The following is a 20,015-nucleotide window of genomic DNA, read 5'->3' as shown; positions in this document are numbered from 1 at the left end:
AAGGGCGCTACACCAGCCCGCGCTTGACCATCATAGCGTCCGGTGACGGCATCTTGCCACGGAAGGCGGTGTAGAGCTCTTCCGGGTCCTTCGAGCCGCCGGCGGCGTAGATGTTCTTCCTCAGCCGCTCGGCGAGCGCCGGATTGAACGGGTCGCCGGTCTCCTCGAAGGCAGCGAAGGCATCGGCATCGAGCACTTCCGACCACATGTAGGAATAGTAGCCGGCCGAGTAGCCGTCACCGGAAAAGACGTGGCCGAAATGCGGGGTGCGGTGGCGCATGGCGATCGTGTCTGGCATGTCGAGCTTGTCGAGCGTTTCGGTCTCGAAACGAAGCGGTTGTTCCGGAGCGTCCGGCCGTGCGTGATAGGCCATGTCGATGAGCGCCGAGGCGGTGAATTCGACGGTAGCGAAGCCGGCGCCAAAGGTGCGCGCCGCCAGCATCTTGTCGAGCAGCGCCTTCGGCATCGGTTTGCCGGTCTTGACGTGCAGCGCGTGCTTTTCTAGCACCGCCGGCACCGTCAGCCAATGCTCGTAGAGCTGCGAAGGCAGTTCGACGAAATCGCGGCTCACCGAAGTGCCCGACACCGACGGCCAGGTGACGTCGGTCAGCATGCCGTGCAGCGCATGGCCGAATTCGTGGAACAGCGTCTTTGCCTCGTCGACCGACAAAAGGGCTGCCTCGCCGGCCGGCGGCTTGGCGAAGTTCATGATGTTGTAGATCACCGGCTTCGAACCGTGGCCGAGCTTGTAGCCGGATTTCAGCGCACTCATCCAGGCGCCGGAGCGCTTCGAAGGCCGCGCGAAATAGTCGGCGAGGAAGAGGCCGCGCTCGCTGCCGTCGGCGTTCTTCACCACGAAAGCGCGGGCATCGGGATGCCAGGCCACGATGCCTTTCTTCTCCTCGAAGGTGATGCCGAACAATTTTGTCGCCACGTCGAAGCAGGCGTCGATAATGCGCTCGAGCTGCAGATATGGTTTCAGCTCGGCCTCGTCGAAGGCGAATTTCTCGGCGCGCAATTTCTCCTGGTAGAAGCGCCAGTCCCAGGCGGCGAATTGTTCGTTGCTGCCGGCCGCGGTCGCCAGGCGCTGCAGTTCAGTCTGGTCGCTCGCCGCCTTTTCCAGCGCCTTTTCCCACACCGGATCGAGCAGCGCGTGCACCGCCTTCGGCGTCTTGGCCATCGTGTCATCGAGCTTCAGCGCGGCGAACGAGCCGTAGCCGAGCAGCTTTGCCTTCTCGGCGCGCAGCTTCAGCATGTCGCGCACCACGGACGTGTTGTCGGTGGCGCCGCCATTCTGGCCGCGCATGATGAAGGCGCGGAAGGCGGTCTCGCGCAGGTCGCGGCGTTCGGAGAAGGTGGTGAACGGCTCGTAGATCGACCGCGACAGCGTGACGGCATAGCGGCCCTTCTGGCCGCGCATCTCGGCGGCCTCGGCCATCGCGCTCTTGAGAAAATCCGGCAGGCCGGCAAGGTCGGCCTCGTCGAGGAACAGCGCCCAGTCGCGCTCGTCGGCTAATACATTCTGGCCGAAACTGGTGCCGAGCGAAGACAATTCCTCGTTGATCGTGGCCAGCCGCTTCTTGCCATCGGCGTCGAGTTTCGCACCGGAACGAACGAAGCCCTTCCAGGTCTTTTCCAGCACGCGCAGCGTCTCGGCGTCGAGCTTGAGCGTCTCGCGGCGCTGGTAGAGGTCGTCGATGCGGGCAAACAATTTCTCGTTCATCGAGATCGCCGAGAAATGCCTCGACATCTTCGGTGAAATGTCGCGCTCCAGCGCCTGGATCGCCTCGTTGGTGTGGGCGCCGGCCCGGCACCAGAAGATCGACGAGACATGGTCGAGCGGCTCGCCGGCAAGTTCGAGCGCGGCCAGCGTGTTGTGAACCGTCGGCGCCTCTGCGTTGCCTGATATCGCCTCGATCTCGGCTTCATGCGCCTTCAGCGCCGCGTCGAACACTCCGGAAAAGTCACCGTCGCCGATGCGGGAGAAGTCGGGCAGGCCAAGCGGCCCTTGCCATGAAGTCAGCGGATGAGCGGCGAGGTCGACGGTCTTCGTGGATGGCATGGATGATCTTTCGGCTGTTGACGGCAAGCAGGGTGGGTCGCCACCGATGTAGGGCGCGGGCCTGTCGCGCGCAACATCGCGGCCCGTCAGGTTTTCGCTCGCATCTGCCCGAAAATCGGATTCTCGGAAAAGCACGATGCGAAGATTCAAAATGCTAGAGCGTACTTTGTGCATCCAATTGGACGCACGTCGCTCTAGTAACCGTCGCAGCTTTCCGCGATCGCGGCCTGCGAACTGGCGGTGATGCGGTTGTCGGTGACGGAGAACGTCTCCTGCATCAGCATGTCGTTGTTGGGGAAGTCGTAGCAGGCGATCACCGTGGTAACACCGCCCTCGCTCTTGGCGATGCGATGCCGGATCGCCGCACCGGCGACAGCACCTTGCCAGTTATCGATCGAGGCGATGAACTCCTGCTTGTTCTGCTCGACGCCGAGGTCTTCGAGCTTGATGCGCACGTCGTCGGCTAGCAGGTCCGACAATTCGGTGCGGTCGGCGACGAGCAACGCCGAATACCAGCGGTCGATGATCGCACCGTCATCGGCACGTGCAGCGGTGAGCGTCGGCATCAGTGCCGCCACGACGAAAGTGATCGCACGCCAATTCCGCATTGCCACCTCCATGTTTGACCATGATCCTATCCGAAAACCGGGTCCCGCTTTTCGCTGACGCGGACCTTCGGATCCGGGATCATGGTCTATCCCATCTCCGGCTTCTCGAAGTCGCCGGTCTCCTTGTTCATCACCCAAAGCTCGCCGGTCGAGATGTCGAACCAGGCGCCGTGCAGCGACAGCCGGCCCTTGCCTTCAAGGATCGAGACGCAAGGAAAGGTCCTGAGATTGGCGATCGAATAGCGGATCGATATGCGCTCCAGCGCAGTCTGGCGCTCCGTTGCCGTCATGAAGGTGCTGGACGAAACGGTTTCGGCGGCCGGCGCGATCAGGCTCATCCATTTGCCGATGAAGTCGCCAGGCGACAGTGGCGCGGAATTGGGGTCGAGCGCGGCGCGGATGCCGCCGCAGCGGCCGTGCCCCATCACCACGATGTTTTTCACCTTGAGGCTCTGCACGGCGAACTCGAGCGCTGCCGAGGTCGAATGGAACTGGCCGTCCGGAGCATAGGGCGGCACCAGATTGCCGACATTGCGCAGCACGAACAGCTCGCCCGGTCCGGCATCGAAGATCGCCTCCGGCGCCGAGCGCGAGTCGCAACAGGCGACGATCATGGTTTCCGGCGCCTGGCCCTCGCGAGCGAGCGAGCGGTAGCGTCCGCTTTCGGCGAGATAGCGACCGCTCATGAAATTGCGATAGCCGGCGAGCAAGTGTTCTGGGAGGTGAGGCATGGGCGGCGTCGGGACCCTTTCCGGGTTGGATGCGGCGGCACGTTTCAGTCTGGAATGGCTCTAACGGCAAAAGCCCGTCGCGAGCAATGCCGAATTGCGGATGGTTTCGTCGCAAAACGCGATGCGGCGCGCATAGCTCAGGCGTCGCTTCACGCCCAGATGGCGACGGGAATGCCGAAACGGTCGGTCAGCGGCGGGTCCGGAAACGGCCGTGCCTCGCCGCTGGCGATGCGGCCGGCGATCAGCATCATCACTGCTGCGTCGAGGAAATCGTCGGCGGCAGCACCTTTCGGCGGCGTCCGGTCGAGAAAGCTCTTTTCATAGCCATGCCGGCAAAGCAGCGCCTTGCGCTCCTCCATGCCGGCCGGATTAACGGCGCCCTTGATCTTCTTCGGCAGCGACATGGCCTGACCGGCGTTCAGCCTGCAGAAGGCGACTTCCGGATGTGATTCGAAGATTCGACCGCGCAGCTCCGGCCGGGAGATCAGAAGGGCGTCAATCTCGCGGATTTTAACGAAGATGCCAAAAGCCTGGATCGAGACGCCGCGTGGCGGATCGGAGGTCGTCTTGGCCACTTCGCTGGCGCGGCGATGCGCGACATACCAGGCTTCGACCGTGGTGAAGTCATCCGTGTCTGCGTAAAGGGCGGCGCGCGAGGGAATGGCGAAGACGCTGGATTGGCGCTGCCCGAGCAGAGGCCGCACCAGCGATTCCGGCCCGCGTCCGCCTCTTTGCGAATGATCCGGCAGGCCGATCGGCATGTCGACGGCGACCACGGCATCGGCAGGCAAGGCGTCGACCAGCATCGCGAAGGTTGGAAAGACCGAGACCGACGGCGAAGCGCCCGGATCGCGGTGGACAGCGATCCAGCCGGCCTTGCAGCCGTCGACGCCGACAAGAGTCACGCCCTTTTGTCCCGCCCCGGATGCAGGAGGTGGCGAAGCTGCACCATTGCCATCGGGTGCGACAGGCTCTGGGCGTCGGTCTCGAGCTGCAACTCGTCGCCGCCGCGCTTGGCCGTGCGCGCCAGAATCTCGTAGACCGCCGCCGTGGTCGACTGCAGCGCCTTGATCGCCGGCTGGCCGGAGAGGATGCGCGCCAGATAGACAGCCGCTGTCAGGTCGCCCAGCCCGTTGGGCGGTTTGTCGATGAGGCGGTGCTCGGCGAGCAGCGCCTGTCTGGCGTCGAGCAGCAGATTTCCGGTGCCGCCAGCCATCATCGACGGCGCCGAGGTGACCAGCATGGTCCCGGGCCCCGCATGAAGGGCCGCCGCGATCACCGATTTGAGGTCGGGCAACGGCGCGCCGGCCATCCATTCCAGCTCGTAGCGATTGGGGGTGGCGATGTCGGCGATCGGCATCAGCTGGTCGCGCAAGGCGATCGCCGTCGCTTCAGGCACATAGAGCCCGCCCGAATCGCCCATTACCGGATCGCAGACATAGACGGCATCCGGCGTCCTGTCCTTGACCGCGGCGACCAGCGAGGCGACGGCTTCGGCCTGGCCGGCCTCGCCGAGATAGCCCGACAGCACCGCGCCGACCTCACCCAGCCAGGGCGCGCGCTCGAGATCGGCCATCAACGCCTTGAACTGGTCGAGCGGCGGCACGATGCGGGTGGCGCGGCCATGGCCGGGGTGCCAGGGCAGCACGATGGTCGGCACCGCCCATACCGGAAAGCCGAGTGTCTCCAGCGCGAAGACGGCGGCGCGGTTGCCGACCGAGCCGCGGGCGACATGGCTGGAAATGACGATGACCGCACGCGGCGCGTCGGCTTTTTCGTTCATTGATCCTGATTCCTAACGGGTGGCGAAATACACGAGCCATGCCAACAGGCCGATTGCAATGATAAGCCCCAGCCCCCTGCCGATGCGGGTGCCCCAAACTTCGATAGGGTCCGCGCGGTCGGCGTCCGCGGCCGTGACGTGGTCGCTCGCGCTCTTCGCGGTCCGCGCGACGAACGAGGTGCTGTCCGGCGCGGTCTCATGCTCCACACGCTCGAGAATGCGGCGCGATTCGGTGTCGCTGTCCTGGCGTTTCGCCATGGCAAAATCCTGTTTCGCCGGGAGCTTAGCCTGTTCGCGAGGCCATTCACAGGGCCTCGTGCCGGACGCGGAGATGCCAGCGGAGGCGTCCGGGCCGAGGTCATTTTCTTGCGCGCAGATTGTGGTAATGCTTCGCGTGCAACTTTCGACGAGGGATCCGAATCATGTTTGCCCAGCGCCTCTCTTCACCCTCCATTGCCCGCAAGCTGCCGGCCTTCCTGATGATGGCGATCGTGCTGCCGCTGCTTGCCGGCTGCGGCTACAACACCATTCCGACGGCGGAGGAAAATGCCAAGGCGGCCTGGAGCGAGGTGCTGAACCAGTATCAGCGCCGCGCCGACCTGATCCCCAACCTGGTCGAGACGGTCAAGGGCTATGCGGCGCATGAGAAGGATACGCTCGACGCCGTGGTCGAAGCGCGCGCCAAGGCGACGCAGGTGACGGTGACGCCGGAAACATTGAAGGACCCGGAAGCCTTCAAGAAATTCCAGGATAGCCAGTCCGGCCTGACCAGCGCGCTGTCGCGGCTTTTGGCGGTGGTGGAGAACTATCCCGACCTCAAGGCCAACCAGAATTTCCTGGCGCTGCAGGCGCAGCTCGAAGGCACCGAGAACCGCATCGCGGTGGCGCGGCGCGACTATATCCAGGCGGTCAGGGACTACAATTTGACGCTGAGGACCTTCCCGTCGGTGTTGTGGGCAACCTTCTGGTTCCGCAGCAACGAGCCGTTCGCGAACTTCACCATCGAGGAAGACAAGCTGCAGACGCCCAAGGTCGATTTCGGAACGAAACAGGGCGGGTGATCGGCAAAGCCGGCAAATCCAATACTTGCGACGAGACGGACCGCAGGCGTGTCCACACCCCCCTCTGTCCTGCCGGACCCAGCCCTCCGCTCCGGGCGTTCGTCGTTCGGAAAGCAAAGCAATTGGCTTCCCGTCCGCTGCGCGGACCACTCCTCACCCCCCTCAAGGGGGAGATGGCCGGCAGGCCAGAGGGGGGTGGGACGGAACGCAACTCTGACGCTTCTGACGGTCATTCTAAGCTTCCTTTTCCTCCCCCTCGCCGCCTTCGCCGCCAATCTCCCCGCCCTCACCGGCCGCGTCGTCGACAATGCCGGCATCATCGATGCAGCGACCAAGGCGGTGCTGACGCAAAAACTCGCTGACTTCGAGAAAAAGGGCTCCGACCAGATTGTCGTCGCCACAATTCCCAACCTCGACGGCGAGGAGATCGAGCCCTACGCCAATCGCCTGTTCCGCTTCTGGAAGCTCGGCCAGGCCAAGGAGAACAACGGCGTCCTGCTGCTGGTGGCGCCGAACGATCGCAAGATGCGTATCGAGGTCGGCTATGGGCTGGAAGGCACGCTGACCGACCTGCACACCAAGCTGATCATCGAAAACGACATGGTGCCGGCCTTTCGCGCCGGCGATTTCTCCGGCGGCATCTCCAAAGCCGTCGACGACATGATCATGGTGCTGGAAGGCAATCCGGAGGAACTGGAAGCCCGCGGCGAGCGCAACCAGCAGGCGCCGTTCAATTCCGACGACCTGTTCTTCACAATTTTCATCGCCATCTGGATCACCATCCTGGTCGGCAGCCTGGCCGCCTCGATCCTGCCGCCGATCTTCGGCCAGAGGATCGGACCCGGCCGCTATCGCTGGCTGGGCATGACCTTCGAACCCAGCCGGCGCTCGTCCAGCGGCTCGAGAAGTTCCGGCGGCGGCTGGTCGTCGGGGTCAAGCGGCGGCGGTTTCTCCGGTGGCGGCGGCTCGTCCGGCGGCGGCGGCTCCTCGGGAAGCTGGTGACGGCATGACGGGACGCGCCCTCGCAACATCCGGCTCTGTCGTCACGCGGATCGATGCCGCCCTGCTGGCCCTGGCGCTGCTGTTGTTCCTCGGCTTCACGGCTTTCGCCGCGGAGCTGCCGGCACTAACCGGGCGGGTCGTCGACAATGCCGGCATGATCGATGCCGCGACCAAGGCGCCGTTGACGCAGAAGCTCGCGGATTTCGAGAAGAAAGGTTCGGACCAGATCGTCGTCGCGACGATTCCCAGCCTCGGCGGCGAGGAGATCGAGCCCTACGCCAACCGCCTGTTCCGCTTCTGGAAGCTCGGTCAGGGCGGCGAGAACAACGGCGTGCTGCTGCTGGTGGCCAAGAACGACCGCAAGATGCGCATCGAAGTCGGCTATGGGCTGGAAGGTACGCTGACCGACCTGCACACAAAGCTGATCATCGAAAACGACATGGTGCCGGCCTTCCGCGCCGGCAATTTCTCCGGCGGCATCTCCAAAGCCGTCGACGACATGATCATGGTGCTGGAAGGCAATCCGGAGGAGCTCGAGGCGCGCGGCAAGCGCAATCCGGCCGACGACAGCTCGCCCGTCGACCCCATCGTGGCGCTGTTCCTCATCCTGTGGGCGACGATGTTCTTCGGCGGCCTGGCGATGGCCTTCCTGCCGCCGATCTTCGGCACGAAGCTGTCGCCGGGCGTGTATAAATGGCTCGGCATGACCTTCCGCTATGGTTCTTCGTCTTCCGGCAGTGGCTGGGTGACGGGATCCTCATCCGGCAGCGGCTGGTCGTCGGGCAGTTCCGGCGGCGGCTGGTCTTCCGGCTCGAGCAGCGGCGGTGGCGGGTTTTCAGGTGGCGGCGGCTCGTCCGGCGGCGGCGGGTCTTCAGGGAGCTGGTGAGACGAGATGGCAACACGACCGATCAGCCCGCAGGACCATGACCGTATCGCCGAGGCGATCCGCGCCGCCGAGACGAAGACCGATGGCGAGATCTATTGCGTCGTGGCTCGGGCCAGCGACGGCTATTTCTTTCCCGCCGCCTTCATGGCGACGCTGGCCATGCTGATCGTCAGCCTCGCCGTCGCCTACGGGCTGGAGGCCTGGTGGCTGTCGATCCGCCTGCCGCATTTCGTCTTCGACCAGTTGCTGGCGCTGGCCTCGGTGCTTGTCCTGCTGTGGGCGCTGCCCGGCTTGCGCATCCATCTCGTGCCGCGGCGACTGCGCTACCAGGCGGCGCATGCCAACGCGATCAAGCAGTTCCTCGCCCGCAACGTCCACCGCACCACGGCGCGCACCGGCGTGCTTGTCTTCGTCTCGATCGCCGAGCGCTATGCCGAAGTGGTCGCCGACAGCGGCATCGACGCCAAGGTCGGCCAGCATGTCTGGGACGGCGTGGTGCGCGACCTTACCGCGCACGCCAGCGACGACCGGCTCGCCGATGGTTTCGTAAAGGCGATCGAATCAGTTGGCGCCGTGCTGGCCGAGCATTTTCCGGTCACGGCCGGCGACGGCAACGAGTTGGACGATCATCTGGTCGAAATCTAACGCTTCAGTCCGCTCAACCGCGGCTTTTTGCCTGCCGATCGTCTGTGCGAAAGCGTTGCAGCCGGCGACCGGACTCTTTGCAATCGGGCGATGCGGGTTTATGGTTAAGCAATTATGAACACGCTGACCATCGACATCAGGAAAGCTGAGCCGCGCGACGCCGGCGCCATCGCCGACGTCCACCAGGAGGCTTGGCGCGGCGCCTATTCCGGCATCATCCCGCACCGCACGCTGACGTCGATGATCAACCGCCGCGGCGCCGACTGGTGGGCGAACGCCATCCGCCGCGCCGCCACCGTGCTGGTGGTCGAAATCGGCGGCAAGATCGCCGGCTATGCCACGATCGGCAAGAACCGCGCCCGCGAACTCAGGCAGCAGGGCGAGATCTACGAGCTTTACCTGCGTCCGGAATACCAGGGCATCGGGCTCGGCAGCCGGCTGTTCAAGGCGGCACGCGCGCGCCTCGCCGACCACGGCCTGAAAGGCATGGTGGTGTGGGCGCTGGAGGACAACCAGAACGCGCTCTCCTTCTATGCCGGCGCCGGCGGCCGCGATGTCGCCGAAGGCGTCGAGATTTTCGAACAAAAGGCGCTGAAGAAGGTCGCTTTCGTCTGGGAATGACGGCCTGAAAGCCTGCCGCCAGGTCCTGAGCACCATTCGCCGCATTGCACCATGCCGCGTCGCCCGCTATCGATCTCGGAAATCGAGAGAGGGAAAACCATGCGTATCGAAGCGATAGCCACCGGAAAGAACCCGCCGGAAGACCTCAACGTCATCATCGAGGTGCCGATCGGCGGCGAACCGATCAAGTACGAGATGGACAAGGAGGCCGGCACGCTGTTCGTCGACCGCTTCCTGCACACCTCGATGCGCTATCCCGGCAATTACGGCTTCGTGCCGCACACGCTGTCGGGCGACGGCGACCCGATCGACGTGCTGGTCTGCAACACGCGCGCGCTGGTGCCGGGCTGCGTCATCAATGTGCGGCCAATCGGCGTGCTGATCATGGAAGACAATGCCGGCCAGGACGAGAAGATCATCGCCGTGCCGTCACCCAAGCTGACGCTGCGCTACGAGAACGTCACCGAATACACGCAGCTGCCCGACATCACGCGCCAGCAGGTGCAGCACTTCTTCGAGCACTACAAGGATCTCGAACCCGGCAAATGGGTCAAGATCGAAGGCTGGCACGATTCGAAGTACGCCAAGAAGATGATCGTCGACGCGATCGCGCGGGCGAAGGCGAGCAAGTAAGCCGGGTCAGTTATCGACGCGACCGAAATCGGGCGCGTCGCCGATCACAACGCGCTTGTCCTTGCCGCAGGCAAAGCTCCTTGCCTTGTCGTCGGCCAGCTTGCGCGCCTGATCGTTGGCCTGTGGATTGCCGGTGGCCAGCACCAGCCCGACGGTGCAGCCGTCATGAGCCTCCGGTTGCGCGACCTTGGCGACGACGAGCACCTCGGTCGGCTTGTTCTCGTCCTCGGGATTGCCGATCGAACGGCGGTGGATGGCGGCGAAGGGGATGGCGATGTCGCCCTTGGTCTCGATGCGCCATTCGATCTTGGGACCGGCCGAGTTGAAGCCGGAAAAGCTCTCCCAGACCGCGGTCATGTCGTCGGACGGAAAGCCGTAGTAAAGCGACTCGCGGGCGTCGTCATAGGCGACCAGCACCGGATAGCCGCGATAGCCCGAGCAGGCGAGATTGGCCCAGTCGCCTTCGCCTTCCTCGGCCTTTGCATAGGTGACGCAATCTTTCTTCCAGTCGAGATCGGTGTAGGCGCTGGATATGCCGTCGGCATGCGCCGCCTGGCAGAGGCCGGCGAGAGCAAGCGGGATCAGAAGAAAGCGCATGCGGACAACTCCGTTTCGAGCTGCCGCAGCGTATCGTCAAACGCTATTTCTTCAAGCTGGCTTCGATCAGCAGGTCGGCGTTGCGGGCCACCGACGCCGCCGGTCCGCCATGGCCGAACAACTGGCCGCTGATATAGGCGCCCTCGATCAGGAGCAGCAGTCCGTCGCCGAGCGTGTCGGCATCAGTGGCGCCCATGGCCGTCGCCATGGTGCGCAGGCGGCGGCGTAGTTCCTGCTTGTTGGCCTCGCTCACCACGCGGGCCGGGTGGCCGTGCTCGGGATATTCGATCGCCGCATTGGTCATGCCGCAGCCGCGATAGTCGGGTCTTTGTGTGCGCTTGCCGACGCGGGTGAGGAAAGCATTGATCTGCGCGCGCGGGTCGCCGGGATGGGCGGCCACCGCCTCGTCGAAGCGCTCCCAGAACTCAAGGTCGTATTGTCGCAGGTAGGATGCGGCCAATTCGTCCTTGGACGGAAAGCTGCGGTAGAGGCTTGGCTTGGTGACGCCGGCGCGCTTGACGATCTCGTCGACGCCGATCGCCCTGATGCCTTGCCGGTAGAACAGGTCGCGGGCCACGTCGAGGATCTTCTCGGCGGCTCTCGGCAGGACCGACGCGTGAGGGTCCTTGATTGACGGTTCAATTTTATTGTCCGATGGCATGCAAAAGACTCGCTTGACAATGTTACTGACCGGTACGTATGGGTATTGCCATCCAATTGCAACGTACCGGTCAGTAACATGCTAGCTCAATCCCGTCCGTTTGGCCAGCGCTACGCTTTCGTCGTGGTCGGCGTCATCTTCCTCTGCCTGCTGATCGCGGCCGGTCTGCGCTCGGCGCCCTCCGTCATGATGCTGCCGCTGGAAGAGAGCTTTGGCTGGCGGCGCGATGTCGTCTCGCTGGCCGCTGCCATAGGCATCTTCCTCTACGGCCTGACCGGGCCGTTTGCCGCGGCTCTGATGGAGCGCATCGGCCTGCGCCGCACGCTGCTCGCCGCGCTGCTGATCATGTCGGGCTCGACGGCGCTCAGCCTGCTGATGACCAAGCCGTGGCATCTGCTGCTCACCTGGGGCGTGTTTTCCGGCGTCGGCTCGGGTGCGGTCGCCACCGTACTCGGCGCCACCATCGTCAACCGCTGGTTCAAGACCAATCGCGGCCTGGTGATGGGGCTGATGTCGGCCTCCAGCGCCACCGGCCTGCTGGTGTTCCTGCCGCTGCTCGCCGCGCTCGCCCAGTCGGGCGGCTGGAAGCCGGTCGCCATCGCCATCGCGATCGCAACCGCCGCTCTGGTGCCGCTGGTCTGGCTGCTGGTGCCCGAGCGTCCGGCCTCGATCGGCATGGTGCGCTTTGGCGCGGAGGCCGACGACGTGCCGCCGACATCGCCGGCATCGCAGGGCAATTTCCTCGCGCACACGCTGGGCACGCTGCGGCGTGCCGCTGGCACCCGCGTGTTCTGGTACCTGTTCGCCACCTTCTTCGTCTGCGGCTTCACCACCAACGGACTGGTCGGCACGCATCTGATCGCCTTCTGCGGCGACATGGGCATCGGCGAGATCCAGGCTGCCGGCCTGTTGTCGATGATGGGCATCTTCGACCTGATCGGCACGACGTTGTCGGGCTGGCTCACCGACCGCTTCGATCCGCGCAAGCTGCTCGGCGTCTACTATGCCATCCGCGGCCTGTCGCTGATCTACCTGCCCTATTCCGGCTTCTCGGCGACCAGCCTGATCATCTTCGCCGTGCTCTATGGTCTGGACTGGATCGCCACCGTGCCGCCGACGCTCAGGCTCGCCAACGAGGCGTTCGGCGATCGCAGCGGCCCGATTGTGTTCGGCTGGATCGTCGCCGGCCACCAGGTGGGTGCGGCAAGTGCCGCCTTCTTCGGCGGTACGATGCGCGAACTGCAAGGCAATTACGAACTGGCCTTCATGATCGCCGGCATGACCGCGATCGCCGCGGCCTGTATTTCGCTCTTGATCAACACCAGCAAGCCGGCATTCGAGCCGGAGCCGCAGGCGGCCTAAGGCGGCTCTTCCTTCTCCCCCAGGGGGGAGAAGGGGGAGAGGCTTGTCAGTTGTTACGAAACCTTCATGGTTCCGAGATGCGCCTGAAACATTGAGGCTGGACTTTGGTGGCACCGTTCGCAGCCATCCAGGAGACAGCCATGAACACGATTTCCCGCCGCGCTTTCGTCACCTCCGCCAGCGCCCTCGGCCTGGTCGGCGCCTCGGGTCTCGCGATGCCTTATTATTCGCGCGCCAACCAGCGGCCGGGCTTCACCCATGGCGTCCAGTCGGGCGACGTCGACGCCACCAGCGGCATGGTGTGGACGCGCACCGACCGTCCGGCGCGCGTCATGTTCGAAGTCTCGACGACGGAAAGTTTCGCCAATACGACGCGGCTTGCGCCACTCGATACGTCGCCGGCCAGCGACTACACGGTGAAGCGGCTGCTCGCCGAGCTGGCCTCCGACCAGGACATCTTCTACCGCATGACGGCCGCCGATCTCGCCGACATCAACGCCGTTTCCGAGCCGATTACCGGCCGCTTCCGCACCGCACCTGCCTCCAAGCGCGATATCAAGTTCGCCTGGTCGGGCGATACCGCCGGCCAGGGCTGGGGTATCGACGAGACCGGCATGAAGACCTACGCCACGATCGGCAAGCACACACCCGACTTCTTCCTGCATTCCGGCGATACCATCTATGCCGACGGCCCGATGAAGGACGAGGTCGACCTGCCCGGCGGCGGCAAGTGGAAGAACGTCGTGCTCATCGACGGCAAGCGCAAGGTGGCCGAGACGCTCGACGAATACCGGGACCAGTGGAAATACAACATGATGGACAGACACGTGCTCGGCCTCAGCGCCATCTGCCCGACCTTCTACCAGTGGGACGACCACGAGGTGCTGAACAACTGGTCGGATTCGAAGGATTTGAGCGCCGACAACCGCTACTCGGAAAAGTCCATCCATGTGCTGGCGGCGCGCGCGGCGCGCGCTTTCCATGAGATGACGACAATCCGCTACGAGCCGTCTGAGCCCGGCCGCGTCTATCGCAAGATCGCCTACGGACCGCTGCTCGACGTGTTCTTCCTCGACATGCGCTCCTATCGCGGCCCGAACGGCCCGGACATGCAGGACACGATGACGCCGCAGTCGCGCATGCTTGGCGAACAGCAGACCAAGTGGCTGAAGCGCGAACTGGCCAACTCCAACGCGACCTGGAAGATCATCGCCGCCGACATGCCGCTCGGCCTCGTCGTCTGGGACGATGCTGCCAAGAAGGCCGGCGCCGAAGCGATCAGCAATGGCGACAATGGTGCGCCAAAGGGTCGTGAGCTCGAGATCGCCGACCTGCTGCGCTATATCAAGAATGCCCGCATCAGCAACACGGTGTGGCTGACCGCCGACGTGCACTACACGGCGGCGCATTACTACAACCCGGACAAGGCACAATTCCAGGATTTCAACCCGTTCTGGGAATTCGTTTCCGGGCCGATCCACGCCGGCACGTTCGGCCCCAATGATTTCGACATGACCTTCGGGCCGGAGCTGAAGTTCATCAAGGCGCCGACCGCCGAGCAAGGCCAGAACCTGCCGCCGTCGGCCGGCCTGCAGTTCTTCGGCCTCGTCGACATCAATGGCGCCAGCGAACAGATGACGGTGCGGCTGATGGATCGTGACGACAACGAGCTCTACAAGGTGACGCTCGATCCGGTGCGGTCGGCATAAGGGACCGGCCGCAGGTGGCGGTCGTCAATCCGGATAGCAGGCGACGGGAATCTTCGGCCACACCGCCGTGTCGCAGCCGGCGGCCTTCTGCTGCTGCTTGAAGGCGGCGCTGACCGGGCCGGTCACGATCGGATCGACGCCATCGGGGGCGTCGGCGTAGAGCTGCTCGGCCGTCTCGGTTTCCGGCGGCAAGGCAGGATTTCCCTTGAGGGTCGCGGCGGACTGCGCGCCACCTGCCGCAAGGACGACGGCGAGCGCCGCCCAAGCGAGAATCGGTCGGAATTTGCTGACTTGATCGGTCATGACGTTCGAACTGCCCGGGACCCGAAAGGTTCCGCCTTGGTTAACAAAATCATTTCACACGCGGATGTTTAAGATTTGATGAGTATTTGGTGACGAGCCTCCTCTTTCGCAAATGCGAAAAACCCTGTATGAGCCGCGCAACCGAAAGAGGCTGCGCCTTTGGGCCTGCTGCCTGTAACGCTCCCGAGACCGTAAAATGAAAATTCGTAATATCGCGATCATCGCGCACGTCGACCATGGAAAAACCACCCTCGTCGACCAGTTGCTGAAGCAGTCCGGCTCGTTCCGCGACAACCAGCGCGTCGCCGAACGCGCCATGGATTCCAACGACCTCGAAAAGGAACGCGGCATCACCATCCTGGCCAAGGCGACCTCGGTCGACTGGAAGGACACCCGCATCAACATTGTCGACACCCCCGGCCACGCCGACTTTGGCGGCGAGGTCGAGCGCATCCTGTCGATGGTGGATTCGGCCATCGTGCTGGTCGACGCCGCCGAAGGGCCGATGCCGCAAACCAAGTTCGTCGTCGGCAAGGCGCTCAAGGTCGGATTGAAGCCGATCGTCGTCATCAACAAGATCGACCGCCCGGATGCCCGCCATGTCGAGGTGGTCAATGAGGTGTTCGACCTGTTTGCCGCGCTCGACGCCACCGACGAGCAGCTCGATTTCCCGATCCTCTACGGTTCGGGCCGCGACGGCTGGGTTTCGGAAAATCCGGAAGGTCCCAAGGATCAGCAGCTTGCACCGCTGTTCGATCTCGTCATCAAGCATGTGCCGGAACCGACGGTTCATCCCGGACCGTTCCGCATGATCGGCACCATCCTGGAGGCCAACCCGTTCCTCGGCCGCATCATCACCGGCCGTATCGAGAGTGGCACGCTGAAATCCAACCAGGCGGTCAAGGTGCTGCACCATGACGGCACCCAGATCGAAACCGGCCGCGTCTCGAAGATCCTCGCTTTCCGCGGTCTCGAGCGCCAGCCGATCGACGAGGCCCAGGCGGGCGACATCGTCGCGATCGCCGGCCTGTCGAAGGGCACCGTCGCCGACACGTTCTGCGACCCGGCGGTGACCGAACCGCTGCATGCGCAGCCGATCGATCCGCCGACGGTGACGATGTCTTTCCTGGTCAATGACAGCCCGCTGGCCGGCACCGAAGGTGACAAGGTGACCAGCCGCGTCATCCGCGACCGCCTGCTGCGCGAAGCCGAAGGCAATGTCGCGCTGAAGATCGAGGAATCGCCGGACAAGGATTCGTTTTTCGTTTCCGGGCGCGGCGAATTGCAGCTTGCCGTGCTGATCGAGACGATGCGCCGCGAAGGGTTCGAGATCGCCGTGTCGCGGCCGCGTGTCGTCATGCAGAAGGGCGACAACGGCGAATTGCTGGAGCCGATCGAGGAAGTCGTCATCGACGTTGACGAGGAGCATGCCGGCGTCGTCGTGCAGAAGATGTCGGAGCGCAAGGCCGAGATGGTCGAACTCCGCCCGTCCGGCGGCAACCGCCAGCGCTTGGTGTTCCACGCGCCGACGCGCGGCCTGATCGGCTACCAGTCGGAACTGCTGACCGACACGCGCGGCACCGCCGTCATGAACCGGCTGTTTCATGCCTACGAGGCCTACAAGGGCGAATTGGCTGGCCGCACCAACGGCGTGCTGATCTCCAATGAGCAGGGCGAATCGGTCGCCTATGCGATGTGGAACCTGGAAGACCGCGGCCCGATGGTCATCGACCCGGGCGTCAAGGTCTATCAGGGCATGATCATCGGCATCCATAGCCGCGACAACGACCTTGAAGTGAACGTGCTGAAGGGCAAGAAGCTGACCAACATCCGCGCCGCCGGCAAGGACGAGGCGGTCAAGCTGACGCCGCCGATCCGCATGACGCTCGAGCGCGCGCTGGCCTGGATCCAGGACGACGAGCTGGTCGAGGTGACGCCGAAGACCATCCGCCTGCGCAAGCTCTATCTCGACCCGAACGAACGCAAGCGTTTCGAGAAATCGGCCAAGGTGGTCGGCGCGGCGTAAGTCTTTTCGTCGAAGCATTTTCAAGGCGGGAGCACGCGCGTGCTCCCGCCTTTGTTTTGTCTGCCGTTACCCCAGCGTTGAACCGTTTGCGGTGACGTAGACCGCATACAGCGATGTCGTTGCGGTGATGAAGAGCCGGTTTCGGCGGGCACCGCCGAAGGTCAGGTTGGAGACTGCTTCGGGGATGTGGACTTTGCCGATCAGCGTTCCGTCCGGTTCGTAGCAATGGACGCCGTCGCCTGCGCTGCACCAGAGGCGCCCCTTGGTGTCGACGCGGAACCCATCGAACAACCCGTTCGTGCATTGGGCAAAAACCTCGCCGCCGCTCAGCCTGCGGTCATCGCCGACCTTGAAGCGGCGGATGTGGCGCGGCCCGTCCGGCAGATGCGAGGCGCCGGTGTCGGCGACATAGAGAAGCGTTTCGTCGGGTGAAAAGGCGAGGCCGTTCGGCTTGGCGAAATCATCTGCCACACGCGCCACCTCGCCGCTCGCCGGATCGGCCCGGTAGACGTAACAGCCGCCGATCTCCTCCTCACCATACTCGCCCTCATAGTCGTGCATGATGCCGTAGGACGGATCGGTGAACCAGATAGCGCCGTCGCTCGCGACCACGACATCGTTGGGCGAGTTGAAACGCCTGCCTTCGAAGCGGTCGGCGACAATGGTCACCGAACCGTCGAATTCGGTGCGTGTCACCCGCCGTGTCAGGTGCTCGCAAGAGACGAGCCGCCCTTGCCGGTCGACGGTGTTACCGTTCGAGTTGTTGGCGGGCTGGCGAAACACGGAAACGGCGCTGGAGGTTTCGTCCCAGCGCAGCATGCGGTTGTTGGGAATGTCGGACCAGATCAGATAGCGGCCGGGCGCGAACCATGCCGGCCCTTCGTGCCAGCGTCCGCCCGTCCACAGCCGCTCGACCCGTGCATGGCCGACGAAGCAGCTGCTGAAGCGCGGATCCAGCACCTCGAATCCCGTCCCCTCGATTTCTCCGAACATTCCGATTGCCTCTCTGCCGCGTTTCACTTCCCGGCGCCGAGCGCTTTGCTAATCCGGGATCGAACTTCGCGGCGTGGTTGTTGTCAGATCGATGTGATATCGATAACATATCTAACACAATTCGATTTCCAAGGGGGATGCATGAACGACGCCGGGCGCCCGATGCAACTGCCGTCCAGTGGCGTGGCGTCCGTCTGGACCAGGGCGACGCCGGCAGGTTGCGAGGAACACTGATGGGCAGGGCAGCATCGCCGAGACCAGGAGAGAACCAGGCGCCGACGATGGCCGATGTGGCCGAGCGGGCGGGTGTTTCCGCCATGACGGTCTCACGGGCGCTGAAGGAAGGCAGCCGGGTGTCCAAGGCGACACGCGAAAAGATCATGGCCGCCGTCAACGAGCTCGGTTACGTGCTCGACCAGTCGGCCGGCAGCCTGTCGTCGCGCAAGACCGGATTTGTCGCCGCGATCGTTCCCTCGATCAACAATTCGAACTTCGCCGATACGGCGCGTGGCATTACGGACGAGTTGGAAAGTACCGGTTTGCAACTGCTGCTCGGTTACACCGACTATACGGTCGAGAAGGAAGAGAGACTGATCGAGGCGATGCTGCGGCGGCGGCCGGAAGGCATCATCCTGACCGGTGGCGCCCATACCGACCGCGCCCGCCGGCTGCTGGAGAGCGCCGGCATCCCGGTGGTCGAAACCTGGGAATTGCCGGCCAAGCCCATCGACCAGGTGGTCGGGTTCTCCAACGAGGAAGCGATGGGGCTGCTGGTCAAGACGCTGGCCAGGAAGGGCTACCGCAAGTTCGGCTATATCGGCGGCACGACGTCGCGCGATACGCGCGGCAGCCAGCGGCGCGAGGGTTTTGTCAGGGCCATCGAGGAGCTTGGACTGCCGCCGGGCCGGCTGGTTTCCTTCGGCGTGCCGCCCATCTCCATCGAGCAGGGCGGCCAGGCCGTCGTGTCCATGCTCGAGCGCTGGCCCGACACCGAGGCGGTGCTGTGCGTATCGGATCTTTCGGCCTTCGGCGCGCTGATGGAATGCAAGCGCCGGGGCATGCGGGTGCCGCAAGACATCGCCATTGCCGGCTTCGGCGACTATGAGGTTGCCGCCTTCTGCCATCCCGGCATCACCACCGTGAATGTGGATTGTTATGGGATCGGCCGCGAAGCGGCGCGCCGTCTCATCCAGCTTATCCGCGGCGGCGAGAAGCAGCGCGGGCAGGAGATCGTCCTGACCAGTTATCGCATCGTCGAGCGCGAGAGCACCTGATTTCGGGATCATGCTCTTTCAGAACGCGATCTGGACTTTCATCGATTTGTTGCGGTCGCCGGCGATCTCGAACGCCGCGACCGCCTCGTCCATCGGATAGATGCCGGTCAGCAGCGCCTTGACGTCCACGCGACGGCGATTGATCAGGTCGACGGCAAGGGCGAATTCGTCGTGGAAGCGGAAGCTGCCGCGCATCTCGATTTCCTTGGCGACGATCTGGTTCTGCGGCAGCGACACATCGCCGCCAAGGCCGAGCTGCATGAGCACGCCGCGCGGCTTCAGGACATCGAGCCCCGCCCGCACGGCGCGCTCGTTGCCGGAGGCCTCGAACATCACGTCGAAACTACCCTTGTCGGCATTGTAGGCGGCGAGCTTGTCAGCCTCGGTGGCGACATTGATGGTGCGGTCGGCGCCGATCTCACTAGCCTTGGCCAGCACGCCGTCCATGACATCGGTGGCGACGATCTCGCGCGCGCCATGGGCGCGTGCGGCGAGGATGCACAGCGCGCCGATCGGGCCGCAGCCGGTGACCAGGACCCGTCTGCCAAGCAGCGAACCGGCGCGGTTCACCGCATGCAGCGTGACCGCGAAAGGCTCGGCGAAGGCGGCCTCGTTGATGGAAACATGGTCGGCGATTCTGTGGCATTGCCAAGCCTCGGCGACCAGACGCTGGCGGAACGCGCCCTGGATATGTGGCATCGGCATGGCGCTGCCGTAGAAGCGCATGTTGAGGCATTGGTTCTGCATGCCTTGCAGGCAGTAGCGGCAGGCGTTGCAAGGCCGGCTGGGCGAGATGGCGACTCGGTCGCCGACGGCGAGGCTCGAGACGCCGGCGCCAAGCGCCTTCACCGTGCCGGCGACCTCGTGGCCGAGGATCATCGGCTCGCGCAAGCGGACCACGCCGAAGCCGCCATGGTTGTAGTAATGCAGGTCCGAGCCGCAGATGCCTCCGGCCTCGACTGATATCTCGACCTGTCCGGCGTCAACGATGCCCGGGTCGGTCTCTTCGATCCGCAGATCCTTTGCCGCGTGGATGACGATCGACTTCATGGCCGCGA

General features: G+C 64.2%; 21 protein-coding genes. 10 read left to right on the top strand and 11 right to left on the bottom strand.

What is annotated here, in order from left to right; all coding sequences use genetic code 11:
* Window positions 1-7: 7 nt before the first annotated feature.
* The 6 genes from A6B35_RS02800 to A6B35_RS02775 all read right to left on the bottom strand — a co-directional run bounded on the left by A6B35_RS02800 (window position 8) and on the right by A6B35_RS02775 (window position 5,442).
* Entirely contained in the window at window positions 8-2,062 is a 2,055-nt protein-coding gene (locus tag A6B35_RS02800) for a M3 family metallopeptidase (RefSeq protein ID WP_006201193.1), read from the bottom strand.
* Window positions 2,063-2,256: 194 nt separating this feature from the next.
* Window positions 2,257-2,670 (bottom strand): hypothetical protein, encoded by a 414-nt coding sequence (locus A6B35_RS02795; protein ID WP_006201194.1) that lies wholly within the window; start codon window positions 2,668-2,670, stop codon window positions 2,257-2,259.
* 86 nt (window positions 2,671-2,756) lie between these two features.
* Window positions 2,757-3,401 carry a carbonic anhydrase gene (locus A6B35_RS02790; protein WP_006201195.1) on the bottom strand — a complete coding sequence of 215 codons (645 nt, stop codon included), beginning with the start codon at window positions 3,399-3,401 and terminating at the stop codon, window positions 2,757-2,759.
* A 149-nt stretch (window positions 3,402-3,550) separates the two neighbouring features.
* A complete protein-coding gene (locus A6B35_RS02785) occupies window positions 3,551-4,306 on the bottom strand; it encodes a DUF429 domain-containing protein (protein WP_006201196.1) in 756 nt (251 codons plus the stop codon).
* Entirely contained in the window at window positions 4,303-5,184 is an 882-nt protein-coding gene (pdxY, locus tag A6B35_RS02780) for a pyridoxal kinase PdxY (RefSeq protein WP_006201197.1), read from the bottom strand. The genes A6B35_RS02785 and pdxY overlap by 4 nt, the downstream gene beginning before the upstream one ends.
* 12 nt (window positions 5,185-5,196) lie before the next feature.
* Window positions 5,197-5,442 (bottom strand): hypothetical protein, encoded by a 246-nt coding sequence (locus tag A6B35_RS02775; RefSeq protein ID WP_006201198.1) that lies wholly within the window; start codon window positions 5,440-5,442, stop codon window positions 5,197-5,199.
* A 164-nt stretch (window positions 5,443-5,606) separates the two neighbouring features.
* Between A6B35_RS02775 and A6B35_RS02770 the strand changes: the two genes are divergently transcribed.
* The 6 genes from A6B35_RS02770 to ppa all read left to right on the top strand — a co-directional run bounded on the left by A6B35_RS02770 (window position 5,607) and on the right by ppa (window position 10,032).
* Window positions 5,607-6,245 (top strand): LemA family protein, encoded by a 639-nt coding sequence (locus tag A6B35_RS02770; protein WP_006201199.1) that lies wholly within the window; start codon window positions 5,607-5,609, stop codon window positions 6,243-6,245.
* Window positions 6,246-6,440: 195 nt separating this feature from the next.
* The gene (locus tag A6B35_RS02765) at window positions 6,441-7,247 is read left to right on the top strand and encodes a TPM domain-containing protein (protein ID WP_006201200.1); all 807 of its coding nucleotides are present in this window, start codon (window positions 6,441-6,443) and stop codon (window positions 7,245-7,247) included.
* A 4-nt stretch (window positions 7,248-7,251) separates the two neighbouring features.
* Entirely contained in the window at window positions 7,252-8,133 is an 882-nt protein-coding gene (locus A6B35_RS02760; RefSeq protein ID WP_006201201.1) for a TPM domain-containing protein, read from the top strand.
* A 6-nt stretch (window positions 8,134-8,139) separates the two neighbouring features.
* Window positions 8,140-8,778, top strand: coding sequence for a TPM domain-containing protein (locus tag A6B35_RS02755; protein ID WP_006201202.1), 639 nt, complete (start codon window positions 8,140-8,142; stop codon window positions 8,776-8,778).
* A gap of 114 nt (window positions 8,779-8,892) precedes the next feature.
* Window positions 8,893-9,399, top strand: a complete 507-nt coding sequence (locus A6B35_RS02750) for a GNAT family N-acetyltransferase (RefSeq protein WP_006201203.1) — start codon at window positions 8,893-8,895, stop codon at window positions 9,397-9,399.
* Window positions 9,400-9,498: 99 nt separating this feature from the next.
* Complete coding sequence (ppa, locus tag A6B35_RS02745; RefSeq protein ID WP_006201204.1) at window positions 9,499-10,032, top strand: inorganic diphosphatase; 534 nt, start codon at window positions 9,499-9,501, stop codon at window positions 10,030-10,032.
* A 6-nt stretch (window positions 10,033-10,038) separates the two neighbouring features.
* Here ppa and A6B35_RS02740 read toward each other — a convergent pair whose 3' ends face one another.
* Together A6B35_RS02740 and A6B35_RS02735 are read right to left on the bottom strand one after the other, a co-directional pair.
* Complete coding sequence (locus A6B35_RS02740; RefSeq protein WP_006201205.1) at window positions 10,039-10,629, bottom strand: hypothetical protein; 591 nt, start codon at window positions 10,627-10,629, stop codon at window positions 10,039-10,041.
* A 43-nt stretch (window positions 10,630-10,672) separates the two neighbouring features.
* Window positions 10,673-11,290 (bottom strand): TetR/AcrR family transcriptional regulator, encoded by a 618-nt coding sequence (locus A6B35_RS02735; protein ID WP_006201206.1) that lies wholly within the window; start codon window positions 11,288-11,290, stop codon window positions 10,673-10,675.
* 78 nt (window positions 11,291-11,368) lie between these two features.
* Here A6B35_RS02735 and A6B35_RS02730 point away from each other — a divergent pair, with 78 nt between their 5' ends.
* Together A6B35_RS02730 and A6B35_RS02725 are read left to right on the top strand one after the other, a co-directional pair.
* The gene (locus tag A6B35_RS02730; protein ID WP_040582437.1) at window positions 11,369-12,652 is read left to right on the top strand and encodes an MFS transporter; all 1,284 of its coding nucleotides are present in this window, start codon (window positions 11,369-11,371) and stop codon (window positions 12,650-12,652) included.
* Window positions 12,653-12,792: 140 nt separating this feature from the next.
* Window positions 12,793-14,361: an alkaline phosphatase D family protein gene (locus A6B35_RS02725; RefSeq protein ID WP_006201208.1), complete on the top strand. Its 1,569-nt coding sequence runs from the start codon at window positions 12,793-12,795 to the stop codon at window positions 14,359-14,361.
* Window positions 14,362-14,385: 24 nt separating this feature from the next.
* On the opposite strand, the gene A6B35_RS02720 is transcribed toward A6B35_RS02725, so the two are convergent.
* A complete protein-coding gene (locus A6B35_RS02720; RefSeq protein ID WP_006201209.1) occupies window positions 14,386-14,664 on the bottom strand; it encodes a hypothetical protein in 279 nt (92 codons plus the stop codon).
* 196 nt (window positions 14,665-14,860) lie between these two features.
* On the opposite strand from A6B35_RS02720, the gene typA reads away from it, so the two are divergent.
* A complete protein-coding gene (typA, locus tag A6B35_RS02715) occupies window positions 14,861-16,690 on the top strand; it encodes a translational GTPase TypA (RefSeq protein ID WP_006201210.1) in 1,830 nt (609 codons plus the stop codon).
* A 66-nt stretch (window positions 16,691-16,756) separates the two neighbouring features.
* Here the strand turns inward: typA and A6B35_RS02710 are convergent, their stop codons facing one another.
* The gene (locus A6B35_RS02710) at window positions 16,757-17,683 is read right to left on the bottom strand and encodes an SMP-30/gluconolactonase/LRE family protein (RefSeq protein WP_006201211.1); all 927 of its coding nucleotides are present in this window, start codon (window positions 17,681-17,683) and stop codon (window positions 16,757-16,759) included.
* 233 nt (window positions 17,684-17,916) lie between these two features.
* On the opposite strand from A6B35_RS02710, the gene A6B35_RS02705 reads away from it, so the two are divergent.
* The gene (locus tag A6B35_RS02705) at window positions 17,917-18,957 is read left to right on the top strand and encodes a LacI family DNA-binding transcriptional regulator (protein ID WP_040582439.1); all 1,041 of its coding nucleotides are present in this window, start codon (window positions 17,917-17,919) and stop codon (window positions 18,955-18,957) included.
* An 18-nt stretch (window positions 18,958-18,975) separates the two neighbouring features.
* Here A6B35_RS02705 and A6B35_RS02700 read toward each other — a convergent pair whose 3' ends face one another.
* The gene (locus A6B35_RS02700) at window positions 18,976-20,007 is read right to left on the bottom strand and encodes an L-idonate 5-dehydrogenase (RefSeq protein WP_006201213.1); all 1,032 of its coding nucleotides are present in this window, start codon (window positions 20,005-20,007) and stop codon (window positions 18,976-18,978) included.
* Window positions 20,008-20,015: the final 8 nt, after the last annotated feature.

The sequence above is a fragment of the Mesorhizobium amorphae CCNWGS0123 genome, from assembly GCF_001686985.1.
In the GTDB taxonomy this organism is placed as follows: domain Bacteria; phylum Pseudomonadota; class Alphaproteobacteria; order Rhizobiales; family Rhizobiaceae; genus Mesorhizobium; species Mesorhizobium amorphae.
The sequence above is the reverse complement of the archived record's forward strand: the minus strand, read 5'-3'. Positions and strand labels throughout refer to the sequence as shown.